The 15,345-nt window shown below is 63.4% G+C and carries 14 protein-coding genes; 3 read left to right on the top strand and 11 right to left on the bottom strand.

Features of this window, described 5'->3' with window-relative positions:
- Nucleotides 1-214 precede the first annotated feature (214 nt).
- The 4 genes from ACLIKD_RS01110 to ACLIKD_RS01095 form a co-directional block, all read right to left on the bottom strand.
- Nucleotides 215-1,372, bottom strand: coding sequence for a porin (locus ACLIKD_RS01110; protein WP_428826820.1), 1,158 nt, complete (start codon nucleotides 1,370-1,372; stop codon nucleotides 215-217).
- A gap of 173 nt (nucleotides 1,373-1,545) precedes the next feature.
- Nucleotides 1,546-2,334: an indole-3-glycerol phosphate synthase TrpC gene (trpC, locus tag ACLIKD_RS01105; RefSeq protein ID WP_428826819.1), complete on the bottom strand. Its 789-nt coding sequence runs from the start codon at nucleotides 2,332-2,334 to the stop codon at nucleotides 1,546-1,548.
- A complete protein-coding gene (trpD, locus tag ACLIKD_RS01100; protein ID WP_428826818.1) occupies nucleotides 2,331-3,353 on the bottom strand; it encodes an anthranilate phosphoribosyltransferase in 1,023 nt (340 codons plus the stop codon). The genes trpC and trpD overlap by 4 nt, the downstream gene beginning before the upstream one ends.
- A complete protein-coding gene (locus ACLIKD_RS01095; protein WP_428826817.1) occupies nucleotides 3,350-3,922 on the bottom strand; it encodes an aminodeoxychorismate/anthranilate synthase component II in 573 nt (190 codons plus the stop codon). The genes trpD and ACLIKD_RS01095 overlap by 4 nt, the downstream gene beginning before the upstream one ends.
- Before the next feature lie 128 nt (nucleotides 3,923-4,050).
- Here ACLIKD_RS01095 and ACLIKD_RS01090 point away from each other — a divergent pair, with 128 nt between their 5' ends.
- From ACLIKD_RS01090 to ACLIKD_RS01080, 3 genes are read left to right on the top strand one after another with little or no spacing between them, the layout of a single operon-like run.
- A complete protein-coding gene (locus ACLIKD_RS01090) occupies nucleotides 4,051-5,061 on the top strand; it encodes a glycosyltransferase family 2 protein (protein WP_428826816.1) in 1,011 nt (336 codons plus the stop codon).
- The gene (locus tag ACLIKD_RS01085) at nucleotides 5,058-6,530 is read left to right on the top strand and encodes a glycosyltransferase family 39 protein (protein WP_428826815.1); all 1,473 of its coding nucleotides are present in this window, start codon (nucleotides 5,058-5,060) and stop codon (nucleotides 6,528-6,530) included. The genes ACLIKD_RS01090 and ACLIKD_RS01085 overlap by 4 nt, the downstream gene beginning before the upstream one ends.
- Entirely contained in the window at nucleotides 6,511-7,200 is a 690-nt protein-coding gene (locus ACLIKD_RS01080) for a phosphatase PAP2 family protein (protein WP_428826814.1), read from the top strand. Before ACLIKD_RS01085 ends, ACLIKD_RS01080 begins: the two co-directional genes overlap by 20 nt.
- Here ACLIKD_RS01080 and ACLIKD_RS01075 read toward each other — a convergent pair.
- From ACLIKD_RS01075 to ACLIKD_RS01045, 7 genes are all read right to left on the bottom strand, one after another.
- A complete protein-coding gene (locus ACLIKD_RS01075; protein ID WP_226418469.1) occupies nucleotides 7,192-8,514 on the bottom strand; it encodes a sigma-54-dependent transcriptional regulator in 1,323 nt (440 codons plus the stop codon). The two genes, ACLIKD_RS01080 and ACLIKD_RS01075, sit on opposite strands and share 9 nt — an antisense overlap.
- On the bottom strand, nucleotides 8,511-10,430 hold the full coding sequence (locus tag ACLIKD_RS01070) for a sensor histidine kinase (RefSeq protein WP_428826813.1): 1,920 nt from the start codon (nucleotides 10,428-10,430) through the stop codon (nucleotides 8,511-8,513). Before ACLIKD_RS01070 ends, ACLIKD_RS01075 begins: the two co-directional genes overlap by 4 nt.
- Before the next feature lie 129 nt (nucleotides 10,431-10,559).
- Nucleotides 10,560-11,960, bottom strand: coding sequence for an aspartate ammonia-lyase (locus tag ACLIKD_RS01065; protein ID WP_428826812.1), 1,401 nt, complete (start codon nucleotides 11,958-11,960; stop codon nucleotides 10,560-10,562).
- A 66-nt stretch (nucleotides 11,961-12,026) separates the two neighbouring features.
- Nucleotides 12,027-12,755 carry an amino acid ABC transporter ATP-binding protein gene (locus ACLIKD_RS01060; RefSeq protein ID WP_226472344.1) on the bottom strand — a complete coding sequence of 243 codons (729 nt, stop codon included), beginning with the start codon at nucleotides 12,753-12,755 and terminating at the stop codon, nucleotides 12,027-12,029.
- Between the two features lie 24 nt (nucleotides 12,756-12,779).
- The gene (gene gltK / locus ACLIKD_RS01055) at nucleotides 12,780-13,460 is read right to left on the bottom strand and encodes a glutamate/aspartate ABC transporter permease GltK (RefSeq protein ID WP_226418465.1); all 681 of its coding nucleotides are present in this window, start codon (nucleotides 13,458-13,460) and stop codon (nucleotides 12,780-12,782) included.
- Between the two features lies 1 nt (nucleotide 13,461).
- Nucleotides 13,462-14,199 carry an amino acid ABC transporter permease gene (locus ACLIKD_RS01050; protein ID WP_226418464.1) on the bottom strand — a complete coding sequence of 246 codons (738 nt, stop codon included), beginning with the start codon at nucleotides 14,197-14,199 and terminating at the stop codon, nucleotides 13,462-13,464.
- A gap of 68 nt (nucleotides 14,200-14,267) precedes the next feature.
- Nucleotides 14,268-15,332 carry an asparaginase gene (locus ACLIKD_RS01045; RefSeq protein ID WP_428826811.1) on the bottom strand — a complete coding sequence of 355 codons (1,065 nt, stop codon included), beginning with the start codon at nucleotides 15,330-15,332 and terminating at the stop codon, nucleotides 14,268-14,270.
- Nucleotides 15,333-15,345 lie beyond the last annotated feature (13 nt).

The following is a 15,345-nucleotide window of genomic DNA, read 5'->3' as shown; positions in this document are numbered from 1 at the left end:
AATCCCCCAACAAATAAACAAAGGCTCCCGCAACCAAGGGAGCCTTTTTTACAAGCACAAAACAACCAAAGAATCGCAAGGCGAGGAAAAAAGACGCTACACAGCACTGGCGATGGACACAAAAAACGTCGCTCAAAACGACGTTTCAAAGCAGAAATAAAAAACGGTCACCCGAAGGTGACCGCTTTATTTTCTAATTGACGGTTAAGTCAGATTAGAAAGCGTGATTGATACCAAAACCAACCGTTGTACCGTTACCGCCACCGTTGATCAGGTTAGCAGCATTCTGGGCAGACAAGCCAAGCGTAGTAGCGGCAGAACCCGAAGCATTGACGTATGACGGCGGAGTGGTGGACCCGGCCAGATCGGTGTAGTTAACTGCAGCGTAAAGCGTGGTGCGCTTGGACAGACCATGGGTGTAGGCAACAGCATAGCTCTGACCCAGACCAGAAGCGCCGTTCTTGCGATTATTACCGTTCAGGTCCAGCAAGCCGTAGTTAGCGTGGATGTTACCCTTGCCAACCGGAATGATCGTGCCCAAAGTGTACAACTGAACTTGACTGGAGCCATTCAGACCGCGGCCTTGATTCTCTGCGAACTGTGCAGTCGCCAGGACTTTCAGAACCTTGGCATCAAACGTTGCACCGATGAAGTGCTCGTCACGAATTGCGCCGGTGTTCGGGGTAGAAGCAACCCACTGAGCAGCAGTCAGACCAGCATCAGAACCTTGCGCGGAACCATCGGTATGTTGATAGACATAGTTAACGGCAACAGGGCCACCAGCATAGGCCAGACCCAGGCCGTAGCCTTCGTTGGAAGCCATATCGTTGCTAGCTTCACCAGCACGATAGATCAATTCACCCTGGAAGCCAGCGAAGACCGGGGAAACGTACTTGATGGAGTTGTTCCAGCGAGCATTGCTATTAGCAGCAATGGTGTTACCAGAAGAAGCATTCAGGGTCATACCAGCGGAAAGCAGCGCGGCACCCAGAGCATCATGCTTCACGAAGGCAGCATAACCCGGAGCGTACTGACGACCGAAGGTCAAGGTACCGGCGTTGGAAGACAAACCAACCCAAGCCTGACGCTGGAACGATTGGGTGGCGCTGGCGCTCGTGCCATCATCAAGGTTAAAGCCCTGTTCGAGGGTGAAAATAGCCTTAACGCCATTACCCAGATCCTCTGTGCCCTTGAAACCTAGACGGTTACCGGCCAGAACACCTGACTGAACAGCCATACCATCGCGGCCATTGCTGTTGTTAACATAAGCAACAGCAGCATCAACGATACCGTAGATCTGAACGTTAGTTTGGGCGAAAGCAGCGCTAGAAGCCAGACCAGCGATAGCCAGGGCGATAATTTTCTTTTGCATCAAAAAATCTCCTTAGTGGTTAGTTTTTAATCCGATCTTGCGAACCGATTAAGCTTTACCTCTCGGATTGAGAAGTTGAAAGCGATTGTCGCAAAGAGCGGAAGGCAGTAGCAACGAGTGTTTGGCATCGGAAGATGATTCAGCCGAGCTTTGTTGTTTCGGCGCAACAGCGCTCAGGCAAACAAACGCGCCAATTCGCTGCCGGGCTCCGGGGCGCGCATGAAGGCTTCGCCGACCAGGAAGGCTTCAACCTTGTTGGCACGCATCAATGCGACGTCTTCCGGCTTGATGATGCCGCTTTCGGTAACGACGATACGCTCGGCCGGAACGCGGGCGAGCAGGCCAAGTGTTGTATCGAGCGTCACTTCGAAAGTGCGCAGGTTGCGGTTGTTGATGCCGAGCAACGGAGTTTTCAGTTGCAGCGCGGCATCGAGTTCTTCGCCGTTATGCACTTCGACGAGCACGGCCATGCCGTAAGCCTGCGCTTGGGCTTCGAGTGCCTGCATTTCCGGCAGCGTCAGCGCGGCGGCGATGAGCAGGATGCAGTCGGCGCCCACGGCACGCGCTTCGGCCACTTGATAAGCATCGACCATGAAGTCCTTGCGCAACACCGGCAGCTGGCAGGCGGCGCGGGCGGCCTGCAGGTATTCCGGGCAGCCCTGGAAATACTGGCGATCGGTCAGCACCGACAGGCAGGCGGCGCCATGCGCTTCGTAACTGCGGGCGATTTCGGCCGGCTGAAAGTCGGGGCGGATGATGCCTTTCGAGGGGCTGGCCTTCTTGATTTCGGCAATCACCGCCGGCTGGCCGCCAGCGATCTTGCGCCGGATGGCGCCGACGAAATCGCGTGGCGCCGACTGGGCGGCAGCTTCGGCCTCGACGGCAGCGAACGACTTGACGGCCAGAGCGGCGGCGATTTCCTCGCGCTTGGTGGCAACGATCTTGTTGAGAATGTCGCTCATGCGAATTGCTTGGTGCTGCTGATGAATTGTTCGAGCTTGGCGCGCGCCGCGCCGGAAACGATCATCTCGAACGCCTGATCGACGGCGTCGGCCAGCGTTGCCGCCTGACCGCTGACGTAGATGCTGGCCCCGGCATTGAGGGCGACGATGTCGCGCGCCGCGCCGAGCTTGTTGTCGAGGGCACCGAGGAGAACGGCTTTCGATTCTTCGACATTGGCGACGCGCAGCACTTTCGGATCGTGCACCGGCAGATTGAACTGTTCCGGGTGGATTTCGTATTCGCTGATCCGGCCATCCTTCAATTCGCCGACCAGCGTGCTGCCCGAGATGGAAATTTCATCGAGGCCTTCGCGGCCGAATACCGTCAGCGCCCGGGTGCTGCCGAGGCGTTGCAGCACGCGCACCAGGATGCCGACCAAATCGGCGTGAAAAACGCCCAGCACCTGTTGCGGCGCATTGGCCGGATTGGTCAGCGGTCCAAGAATATTGAAGATGGTCCGCACGCCGAGTTCGCGGCGCACCGGCGCAGCATGCTTCATGGCGCTGTGGTGGTTCGGGGCAAACATGAAGCCAATCCCGGTTTCGGCAATGCACTGGGCGACCTGGGCGGGCAGCAGATTGATATTGACGCCGAGCGACTCGAGGACATCGGCGCTGCCCGACTGGCTCGATACGGAACGCCCGCCATGCTTGGCGATCTGCGCCCCAGCGGCGGCGGCGACGAACATCGCGGCAGTCGAAATATTGAAGGTATGGGCGCCATCGCCCCCGGTGCCGCAGGTATCGACCAGCCGCGCCACGTCATCGACCTGCACCTTGGTAGACAACTCACGCATCACCGTCGCCGCGGCGGCAATCTCGCCGATGCTTTCCTTCTTGACACGCAGGCCGATGATGATGGCCGAGATCATCACCGGCGAAACCTCGCCGCTCATGATCTGCTGCATCAGCGACACCATTTCGTCGTGGAAAATTTCGCGGTGTTCAATCACGCGCTGGAGGGCGGCTTGCGGAGTCATTTCTTGTGTTCGTCCAGAAAGTTTTTAAGCAGATCGTGGCCGCGCTCGGTCAGGATCGATTCGGGGTGAAACTGCACGCCCTCGACGGCCAGCGTCTTGTGCCGGACCCCCATGATTTCGCCGTCCTCGGTCCACGCGGTGACTTCCAGACAGTCGGGCAGACTTTCGCGCTCGATGGCCAGCGAGTGGTAGCGGGTGCAGGTCAGCGGATTGGGCAGGCCCTTGAAAACGCCGATATCGTTATGGTGCACCGGCGACACCTTGCCGTGCATCAGTTTCTTGGCATGCACCACCTTGCCGCCAAAGGCTTCGCCGATCGCCTGGTGGCCGAGGCAGACGCCGAGCAAGGGAATCTTACCGGCGAATTCGCCGATCGCCGCCAGCGAAATACCGGCCTGGGCGGGCGTGCCCGGGCCGGGAGAAATGACCAGATAGTCCGGCTTGAGACGGGCAATGTCGGCGATGCTGATCGCGTCGTTGCGGTAGACCTGAACATCCTGACCCAACTCGCCGAAGTACTGGACGATGTTGTAAGTGAAGCTGTCGTAATTGTCGATCATCAGCAACATGCAGTTGATTCCTTGCCGGTTACGGTAAACATCAAATTCTACAACAAGCCCCCGCCCCAGCGCGCCGGCCGGCAAGCGGGGCGAGCGAGTTTCACGTTAAAATGCCGCCTTTCCCGCCGGATCCACCCATGAGCGCCGCCCTCTCCATGCCCCCGCACAGCCTTTCCATCGTCGTCCCGTTCTACAACGAGGAAGAGAACATCGCACCGCTGGTCAAGCGCGTGCATGAAGCCCTGGTTGGTTACGAGAATCCATGGGAATTGGTGCTGGTCGATGACGGCAGCAGCGATGCGACGATCGAACGCGCCGTGCAGGCGGCCAAGGAGTACGGCCCGCACGTGCGCATCGTCGAACTGACCCGCAACTTCAAGCAGACGGCGGCGATGCAGGCCGGTATCGATGCAGCGCGCGGCGACGTGATCGTGACCATGGACGGCGATCTGCAGAACGATCCGGTCGACATTCCGCGCATGGTCGCCCGGCTGTTGAACGAAGACCTCGACCTGGTCGCCGGCTGGCGCCAGAACCGCCAGGACGGCCTGTTCCTGCGCAAGATTCCGTCGAAGATCGCCAACAAGCTGATCGCCCGGATGACCGGCGTCCATCTGCGCGACTACGGCTGCAGCCTGAAAGCTTTCCGCGGCAGCGTCATCAAGAGCGTCCGGCTGTACGGCGAAATGCACCGCTTCATCCCGGCCTGGCTGGCCACCGTCACGACGCCGCGGCGTATCGCCCAGGAGCCGACGACGCACCATGCGCGCACCGCCGGCGTTTCCAAGTACGGCATTTCGCGGACTTTCCGGGTCATTCTCGATTTGATCGCCGTCTACTTCTTCATGCGCTTCCGCGCCCGGCCGGGCCATTTCTTCGGCGGCATCGGCCTCGCCCTGACAGCGCTTTCCGGCCTGATCATGACCTGGCTGGCCTGGGTCAAATTCGGCCTCGGCGAAAACATCGGCGGCCGGCCGCTGCTCATCGTCGGCATCGGCACGCTGATCGCCGGCATCCATTTCATCACCACCGGCGTACTGTCGGAATTGCTCGCCCGCATCTATTTCGAGTCGGGCACCATCCGCTCCTACGCGGCCCGTCCCGAGCGCCCGCTGAACGCCGACGAAGGTTGGCACAAGCCGGCGTGAGTTCCGCGTTCGGCCGCCCAACCGACCTAAAATCCGGCGGCAAATTACTGTTCGGCCTGGCGGCGCTGCTGCTTGCCTGGCGCTTCTGGGTGGTGCCGCAACTGGGCATCACGCTCTATGTTGACGAAGCGCAATACTGGACCTGGGCGCAGCACCTCGACTGGGGCTACTTCTCCAAGCCGCCCGGCGTCGCCGCGCTGATCTGGCTATCCACCGCGCTGTTCGGCGACGGCCTGCTCGGCGTCAAGGCCCTGGCCATGCTCTGCTATCCGCTGGCCGCCGCCGCCTGCTGGGCCATCGCCCGCCGCCTCTACGACCAGCGCACCGCCTTCTGGGCGGCGCTGACCGTGCTGACCTTGCCGATGTTCGGCTGGCTCGGCCTGTTCGTGTCGACCGACGCCTTGCTCACCCTGTTCTGGGCGCTGGCGCTATGGGCCTATCTGCGGGCGCTGGACAGCGACGCCTGGGCCGACTGGCTGCTGCTCGGCGGCGTCTGCGGTCTCGGCCTGCTGTCGAAATACACCATGGCGGTCTGGCTCGGCGCCGCCTTCCTGCATCTGCTCGCCTGCCATCGGCCACGGCTGGCTTCGGCCAAACCCTGGCTGGCCGCCGGGCTGGCGCTGCTGATCCTGGCTCCGAACATTTACTGGAATTTCACCCACGACTTTCCGACCCTCAAGCACACCGCCGACATCACATTGAACAAGAAGGCGGCCGGCGGCCTGGCGCCGCTGGGCGAATTCTGGGCGGCACAGTGGATTTCCTTCGGCCCGATCATCGGCAGCGTTTTCTTCATCCTGCTCGCCCAGACCCGGCAGAGCTGGCGCGACGACCGGACCCGGCTGTTGCTGTGGTTCGCCCTGCCGCTGTGGCTGGTCGTTTCAGCCCAGGCGCTCAAGGGCGGCGCGAACGCCAACTGGGCGGCCCCGGCCTTCGCCCCCGCCGCCATCGCCGCCGTCGCCTGGCTGGTCCAGCGAAAAAAACAACGCCTGCTGCTGATCGCGCTGGCGATCAATCTCCTGCTGGTCGGCGTCGTCTATCACTGGCCCAGCCTGCTGGCCGCCGCCGATGTGCAGAATCCGGCGGAAAAGACGCCGTTCAACCGCGCCATGGGCTGGGACGAACTCGGCCGGCAGCTCACGCCGATCATTGCCGCCCACCCCGGCGCCGTGCTGATCGCCGACAACCGGACGCTGCTCGCCCACATGCTCTACGAACTGCGCGATCTCAAGCCGGCGGCGGCGAGCTGGAATCCGAGCGGCACGGCGAGCGACCATTACAAGCTGACCACCGACCTGCGGCCGTGGCTCGGTAAGGATGCGCTGCTGATCACCGAGGACCCGCCGGGGGCCGATTTCGCCAGCCGCTTCGCCAGCGTCGAACCGCTGGCCGTGCTGCAGGCGCCGCTCGACGCGCAGACCAGCCGCGACATGAAGGTTTACCTGCTCCGTGACTTCAAGGGCTACTGAAACGCGCCTGGTATTGATCGCCTTCGGCCTGCTGGCCGGGCTGTTCATCGCCTTTCCACAGATCGACCTGCTGGCCAGCGGCTTGTTCTATCGCGGCGCCGGCCACTGGGCGCTGAATCGCGAGGATCTCTGGCTGGCCATCCCCTACCGCGGCCTGCCCCGGCTCGGCCAGGGCCTGCTGGTCGGGCTGCTGCTGCTCTGGCTGCTCAGTTTCTGGTCGCGCCTGCCGCGCCTCAAGGCGCGCCGGGCAACGTTCGGTTTCCTGCTGGCCGGCGCCCTGCTCGGCCCGGTGCTGCTGGTCGATGCGACGCTGAAAGAACATTCCGGCCGGACCCGACCGGTCAATGTCGAACAGTTCGGCGGCAGCCGGCAGTTCACACCGGCCTTCATCCCGGCCGATCAATGCGTGCAGAACTGCTCCTTCGTCAGCGGCCATGTCGCCACCGCCTCGTTCATCATGGCTTTCGGCTGGCTCGGCGCCCCGGCCGTGCGCCGCCGCTGGCTGCTCGCCAGCCTCGTCGGCGGCGGCCTGTTCGCGCTGGTCCGCATGGTGCCGGGCGGGCATTTCCTGTCGGACACCGTTTTTGCCTGGTTTGCCACCTATTTCAGCCTCTGGGCGGTCGAATTCCTGTTCCGCAAATTCGGCTGGCTGCCGGCCGGCTCAGATTAGTCCGTACTTCTTCAGCTTGTCGTGCAGCGTCGTGCGGGCGATCTTCAGCGCATCGCTGGTCCGCGCGATATTGCCGTCCTGCTTGGTAAATTCGTTGGCGATCAGCACCCGCTCGTAGTTTTCGACGGCTTCGGTCAGCGATTGCGGCGTGCTGCCGACGCCCGGCGTCGCACCGTCGCGGCCGATGCCGAGGGCATGGCAGTCGGCGGCATTGCGCAGTTCGCGGATATTGCCCGGCCAGTCCTGGGCCATCAGCTGGCGCAGATATTCCGAGGTCAGCGGCGGCGGCGGCCGGTTGTAGCGCTTGGCGGCCTGGAGCAGGAATTCGTCGTAGAGCGCCGGAATATCCTCGCGCCGTTCGCGCAGCGCCGGCAGTTCGATGCGCACGACGTTGAGACGGTAATAGAGGTCGGCGCGGAATTTCCCCTGATCGGAGAGCAGCTTGAGATCTTCCTTGCTCGCCGCCACCACCCGACAGGACACCGGCACCTGCTGGTTCGAGCCGAGCCGCTCGATGACCCGCTCCTGCAAGACGCGGAGCAGCTTGATCTGCATGTTCATCGGCATCGACTCGACCTCGTCGAGGAACAGCGTGCCGCCGCTGGCGTATTCGATCTTGCCGATGCGCCGCTTCTGGGCGCCGGTGAAAGCCCCCGGCTCATGGCCGAACAGTTCGCTGTCGAGCAGGTTGTCGGCCATGCCGCCGCAATTCAGCGCGACGTAGTTCTCCTGCCGGGCGCCGCTCAAATCGTGCAGGCAGCGGGCGACCATCTCCTTGCCGGTGCCGGTTTCGCCGAAAATCAGCACATCCACCGCTGCGTTGGCGACGTCGAGAATCAGCTGGCGGACCTTGGCCATCTGCGGCGAGCGGCCGATCAGCCGGGCCTCGAGATCGTCGCGATGATCGAGCCGGCGGCGCAGCGCCTCGACTTCGAGGACCAGCTCGCGCTTTTCCAGCGCCCGCCGGACGACATCGACCAGATCGCCGGTCGAGAACGGCTTCTGCATGAAGTCGTAGGCGCCGCTGCGCATCGCTTCGACGGCCAGCGTCACGTCGCCGTGGCCGGTGATGATGATCACCGGCAGATTGGGATCAAGCTGATTGACCCAGCGCAGCAGCGCCATGCCGTCCATGCCGGGTAGCCGCATGTCGCTGACCACGATGCCGGCGTAGTCGGCGCTCAGCCGGCGCTGCGCCTCCTCGGCGGTAGCCACGGCATCGACCGGAATGCCGGCCAGCTGCATGGCCTGTTCGCAGCCCAGGCGGACATTCGGATCGTCTTCGACGAGCAGCACGGCAAGCGGGGCCTTCATGGCAATCCCTTTGGTGGATCAGCGTTGATCGAGAGCGGCAGCAGCACGGTAAAACGGGCGCCGCCGCCGGGCGCCGGTTCGGCCAGCAGGTCGCCGCCGAAATCGCGCAGGATGTCGCGCGAGATGGTCAGCCCCAGGCCAAGACCTTCGCCCGGTTGCTTGGTGGTAAAAAAGGGCTCGAACAGATGTTCCAGCGCCTGCGCCGTGAAGCCGCTGCCGGTATCGCTGACGGTCAGCGCCAGGCGCCGCTCGTCGGCCAGCGCGATGGCGAAGCGCAAGCGGCGCTCGGGCCGCTCAACCATGGCATCGATGGCATTGCCGATCAGGTTGACCAGCACCTGCTGCAGGCGGTTCTGGTCGCACCAGGCGATCCACGAATCGGCGGCGATTGGCCGGTCCACCGTCACGTTCTGCTTGCGCAGCCGTTGCTCGAAGAGGAACAGCGCGCTATCGACGGCCTGCGCCACATCAACCGCCGCCGAGACGGCCGGCGACTTGCGGGCAAAGGTTTTCAGCGGCGTGATGATGCGCCCGGCCTGCTCGGCCAACTGGCCGACGATGCCGAGATTCTTCTCGGCCGTCGCCAGATCGCCGCGATGCATGAACTCGACGGCATTGGCCGATAGCGTGCGGATCGCCCCGAGCGGCTGGCTCAGCTCATGGGTGATACCGGTCGCCATCTGGCCGAGCACCGCCAGCTTGGCCGCCTGGACCAGTTCGTCCTGGGCCGAGCGCAGGGTCTGTTCGGCGCGTTCGCGCTCGACCACTTCGCGCTGCAGCCGGTCGACGGCCTCGGAGAGGTCGGCCGTCCGTTCGCCGACCTTGTTTTCCAGCTCCTGATTGGCCCGTTGCAGCATCGCCTGCGCCTCTTCGCGGCCGCGCGCCAGGCGCTGGCGCTGCTTGGCGTAGAGCGCGCCGAGCAGCAGGCAGCCGAGGGCGGCGGCGGTCAGCGCGGCATGCGTCGCCGCCTGGACGGCGACCGGCCGCAAGTCGGAAAAGACGACGATGCGCCAGGCCGTGCCCGACAAATTGCGCGACAGGGCGAGATAGGGCTTGGCCCCGCTCAGCGGGCTGAGGTCGCCGCGCAGATGCTTGGGCAGGCGGACGATGGCCCCGTCGGCGGCGCCTTCCAGTTCGATATCCAGCGTTACCGCGCCGATTGGCTGGCCGGCGAACTGTTCGCGACTGACCCGCTCGAGTTCGGCCTTCGGCCATGGCTGCAGCGTTGCGTAGCGCCAGTCGGGCGGCGAGGCGAGCAGCACCAGGCCATTGCTGTCGACGATCAGGGCCGGCGCCTCCTGGCCCAGCCAGCGCCGTTCCAGTTCGCGGATGCCGGATTTGACGACGGCGACGCCGATCACCTTCCACTCCTGCTGCTCGTCGCGAATCGGCAACGCGAAGTAATAGCCCGGCTCGTGGCGCACATGGTCCACCGCGTAATGGCGGGCCGGCACGCCGCGCACCGCGTTGCGGAAAAACGGCATGTAGGAAAGCTCGGCCGCCAGCAGGTTGTCGGAAAATATCCAGTCGCTGGAAGCGGCGACCCGCCCCTTGGTATCGAGAACGAAGATCGCCGGACCGCCGAGGTGGTCGTTGAGTTTCTGCAGGAAGCGGTTGGCTGCCGGCTGCAGCACATCCTGTTTGTCTTCCGGCGCCCGCAACAGGGCGAGGACGTCCGAATTCAGCTCGACGGCGCTGGGAATCGAGGCGTGCCGGGTCACTTCGCTGTCGATCGCGGCGGCCAGCGTATCGAGTTGATGGCTGGCCGCCTGGCGCATGCGGTCGATGCCATCGCGCTCGGAGAGGCGATAGGCAAACAGGCCAGCCGCCAGAAAAATCGCCAGCAGCAACGCCAGGCCGAGGGCGCGGTGCGGCTTGGGCAGGGCGGACGGAATCGGCGAGCGGGCTTCAGGCATCGGGACGGCGGCAGGAGGGTGCGTCCATTGTAGCCTTGGCACGGCCGCCCCCGGCACCGCTCGCTGGCCGGAAAATCCCTGCCGACCGGCCGGTCGGCAGGGCCAGGCGACGCTGAGTGCGCAACGCCATCAATTCATCCGGCGCGGCGCCGTCAGGACGTCGGGGGCCAGCACGGCGGCCAGCGTGGTGCGATCCATCAGGCCCATTTCCTCGACCAGTTCGGCGACGCCGCGCCCGGTGCGCAGCGCTTCCTGGGCCACCCGCGTGGCGTTTTCGTAACCGATGTACGGATTGAGCGCCGTCGCCAGGCCGGCCGAAGTGCGGACGCGTTCGGCCAGCAGTTCGCGGTTGGCGGTAATGCCGCGCACGCAATGGGTGGTCAGAGTCAGGCAACCGGCGGTCAGGTGCTGGATGCTCTTGAACAGGCTGTGGGCGATGATCGGCTCGAAAGCGTTCAGTTGCAGCTGGCCGCCCTCGGCCGCCATGGTGATGGTGACGTCGTTGCCGATGACTTCGAAGGCGATCTGGTTGACCACCTCGGGAATCACCGGATTGACCTTGCCCGGCATGATCGACGAACCGGCGGCGCGCGGCGGCAGATTGATCTCGTTGAGCCCGGCCTGCGGGCCGGAGGAAAGCAGGCGCAAGTCGTTGCAGGTCTTCGACAGCTTGCAGGCGACGCGCTTCAGCACGCCGGACAGCTGCACGAAGGCGCCGCAGTCCTGGGTCGCTTCGATGAGGTTGGGCGCCGCTTCGAGCGCCAGGCCGGATAACTGCGACAGGTGGTCGATGGCCAGCTTCGAGTAGCGCATGTCGGTATTGATGCCGGTGCCGATGGCGGTGGCGCCGAGATTGATTTCGCGGATCAGCGCGATCGCCTCGCCAAGGCGCTGCTCGTCTTCGTGCAGCATCACCGCGTAGGTCGAGAACTCCTGGCCGAGGGTCATCGGCACGGCGTCCTGCAACTGGGTTCGACCGATTTTCAGGACGTCCTTGAATTCCTCGGCCTTGGCGGCAAAAGCTTCGCGCAAGCCGGCCATCGCCGCCAGCAGGCCGCCGATGGCAAAGCAGGCGGCGACGCGCAAGGCGGTCGGATAAACGTCGTTGGTGCTCTGCGACATGTTGACGTGGTTGAGCGGATGCAACTCGGCATAGTCGCCCTTGCGGTGGCCGAGCAATTCGAGCGCCCGGTTGGCGATCACCTCGTTGGCATTCATGTTGGTCGACGTCCCGGCGCCGCCCTGGATCACATCGACGACGAACTCTTCATGCAGTTGGCCGGCCGCGACCTCCCGGCAGGCGGCGATGATCGCCTCGGCGCGGCGCTGGTCGAGCTGGCCGAGTTCGGCATTGGCCAAGGCGGCGGCCTGCTTGGTCAGGGCCAGGGCGCGGACCAGTTCGCCATAGTTGCCGATGGTCTTGCCGGTAATCGGGTAATTCTCGATGGCGCGCAGGGTATGGACGCCCCAGTAGGCGCCGGCCGGCACATCGGCATCGCCGAGCAGATCGTGTTCGCGTCGTGTGGTCATGGTGTCTCCTTTTATGTTTTCATTCTGCCGGTCGGCCTGCCGCGCAACGCGGCAGGCGCCGGAATATCAGTGGTGCAGGATCTTGGCGAGGAACTGCTGCGCCCGTTCCGAACGCGGATTGGCGAAGAAGGCTTCCTTGCTGTCATCCTCGACGATACGGCCCTGGTCCATGAAGATGACGCGGTTGGCGACGCGCTTGGCAAAGCCCATTTCGTGCGTCACGCACATCATCGTCATGCCTTCCTTGGCCAGTTCGGTCATCACGTCGAGCACCTCGTTGACCATTTCCGGGTCGAGGGCCGAAGTCGGCTCGTCGAACAGCATGCAGATCGGGTCCATCGCCAGCGCCCGGGCGATCGCCACGCGCTGCTGCTGGCCGCCGGACAGCTGGCCGGGGAACTTGTTGGCCTGGGCCTTGAGGCCGACGCGGTCGAGCAGTTTGAGCCCCTTGTCCATCGCCTCGTCCTGGCTGCGCTTGAGCACCTTGACCTGGGCGATGGCCAGGTTCTGGGTGATGCTCATGTGCGGGAACAGTTCGAAGTTCTGGAAAACCATGCCGACGTGGGCGCGCAACTGGGACAGGTTGGTCTTGCGGTCGCCGACCGAGATACCGTTGACGACGATTTCGCCGGACTGGAAGGGTTCCAGGCCATTGACGCACTTGATCAGCGTCGATTTGCCGGAACCTGACGGGCCGCAGACGACGATCACTTCACCTTTGCTGACGCTGGTGCTGCAATCGGTAAGTACCTTGAAGTCGCCATACTGCTTGCTGACATTTGCAATCTTGATCATGGGATTTCTCCTTGAAGCTGGCGCTCAGGCCGGGGAATATTTTTTCTGGAGGCGCTTCACGAGCTGCGAAGCGGAGAAGCAGATGACGAAATAGACGGCACCGGCAAAAAGCAGCATTTCGACGAGTCGACCGTCGCGGTCGCCGACCTTGTAGGCGGCACCGAAAAAGTCGGCCAGCGCCGAGACGTAGACCAGCGAGGTATCCTGGAAGAGGATGATGCCCTGCGTCAGCAGCAGCGGCACCATGTTGCGGAAGGCCTGCGGCAGCACGACGAGACGCATCGCCTGACCGTAGGTCATGCCCAGTGCAGAAGCCGCAGAAATCTGCCCCTTCGGCACGCTCTGGATGCCGGCCCGGATGATTTCCGAGTAATAGGCCGACTCGAACAGGGCAAAGCCGGCCATCGCCGAAGACAGGCGCATGTCCGTCCCCTTCGGAATGTTGAACAGCTGCCCGACAAATTCCGGCACGATCAGGAAGAACCAGAGCAGCACCATGACCAGCGGCACGGCGCGGAACAGGTTCACATAGCCGGCGGCGAACCAGGACAGCGCCTTGACCGGCGACAGTCGCATCATGGCCAGCAAGGTGCCCCAGACGATGCCGATGAGCACGGCCTGCACGGTGATGACCAGGGTGACCTTCATGCCGTCCCAGAGGAAGGGCAAGGCGCCGGGAATCGAAGACCAGTCGAATTCGTACATGTTATTTGCCTCCGATATAGCCGGGCACCGCAATGCGCCGCTCGAACTTGTGCATAAGGGTCATCACGGTGACATTGATGATGATGTAGGACAGCGTCACGGCAATGAAGGACTCGAAGGGCTGCGCCGTGTAATCAACCAGCTGGCGGCCTTGGGCGGCCAGTTCGAGAAGGCCGATGGTGGAGCAGACGGCGGAGTTCTTGAAAATGTTGAGGAACTCGGACGTCAGCGGCGGCACGACCAGGCGGAAGGCCATCGGCAGCATCACGAAGCGATAGGTTTGCGGCAACGTCAAGCCGAGCGCCAGGCCGGCATTCTTCTGGCCGCGCGGCAGCGAATTGATGCCGGCCCGCACCTGCTCGGCGACCCGGGCACTGGTAAACAGCCCCAGGCAGATCATCGAGGCGAGGAATTGCTGCATCACCGGATTGGTCTGCTTGTAGGCATCGCCGATACTGACCGGCAGCAGCTCAGGCAACACGAAGTACCAGATGAACAACTGCACGAGCAGCGGCACGTTGCGAAACATCTCGACATAGGCTGTGGCCATACCGGCCAGCACCTTGTTCGGCACGGTCCGCAGGACGCCGACCAGCGCCCCGAGCAACAGGGCGATCAGCCACGCGCTCAAGGACAGCCCGATGGTCATTTTGAAGCCGGCGAACATCCAGCCCAGATAGGTGTCGTCGCCGCTCGCGCTCGGCTGCAGGAAGACGCCCCAGTTCCATTGATAGCCCATAAATCATTCCCTCCTTGGTGGATCCCCCGGAGCCTGTCGGAAAACCGACTCCGTCTTTTTCAGCTTGCTCAGTATTCCCAGAAGATGCGCTGGAGTTCCTTGCTGTCCTGGGTCTTGGTCATTGCCACGGCGGCCAGGATGCGCGCCTTCTGCGGGTTCAGGTCATGCGCCACGACCCAGTCGTACTGGTCATCCGGCTGTTCGGCATTGCGCAGCACGAAGCCGCCGCCATTGACGTGCGAGGAGCGGATGATCTGCACCCCGTTGGCGCGCAGTTCGCGCAGGGCCGGGACGACCCGGGCGGCCACCGAACCGTTACCGGTCCCGGTGTGGATGATCGCCTTGGCGCCCTTGTCGGCCAGCGCCCGATAGGCGGTGTCGCTGACATTGCCGTAGCCATAGGCGATTTCGACCGGCGCCAGGGCGTCGATCTGCTCGATGTCGAACTCGGAACTCGTCGTATGACGCTTGGCCGGCAGGCGGAACCAGTAGTTTTTGCCCTCGACCACCATGCCGAGCGGCCCCCACGGACTCTTGAAGGCTTCGGTCTTGATGTTGATCGTCTTGGCAACATCACGACCGCTGTTCAGTTCGTCGTTCATCGTCACCAGCACGCCCTTGCCACGGGCATCCTGACTCGCCGCGACGCTCACCGCATTGAACAGGTTGAGCATGCCGTCGGCCGACATCGCGGTACCGGGGCGCATCGAACCGACCACAACGATCGGTTTGGCGGTATGCACCACCAGGTTCAAGAAATAGGCGGTTTCTTCCAGCGTGTCGGTGCCGTGGGTGATCACGATGCCGTCGACGTCGCCCTGCCTGGCCAGCGCGGCGACCCGTTTGCCGAGCGTGACCAGATGCTCGTTGGTAAAGCTCTCCGAAGCGATCTGGAAAACCTGTTCGCCGCGCACCTGGGCGACATTGGCGAGTTCCGGCACGCCGGCGATCAGCTTGTCGACCGGCACCTTGGCCGCCTGATAGGTGGCGCTGTTGGTGGCCGCCGCGCCGGCCCCGGCGATGGTGCCGCCGGTGGCCAGGATGACGACATTGGGCTTGGCGGCGAAGGCCGGCAGGGCCGCCAGACAAGCAGCGGCAATCAGCAGGCAGCGGGAAAGAAAACGGTTCGACATGGCGAGTCTCCTT

It is taken from the genome of Azonexus sp. IMCC34842 (genome assembly GCF_050368855.1).
In the GTDB taxonomy this organism is placed as follows: domain Bacteria; phylum Pseudomonadota; class Gammaproteobacteria; order Burkholderiales; family Rhodocyclaceae; genus Azonexus; species Azonexus denitrificans_A.
Note: the sequence above shows the minus strand (reverse complement) of the source record. Positions and strands in the feature narration are given on the sequence as shown.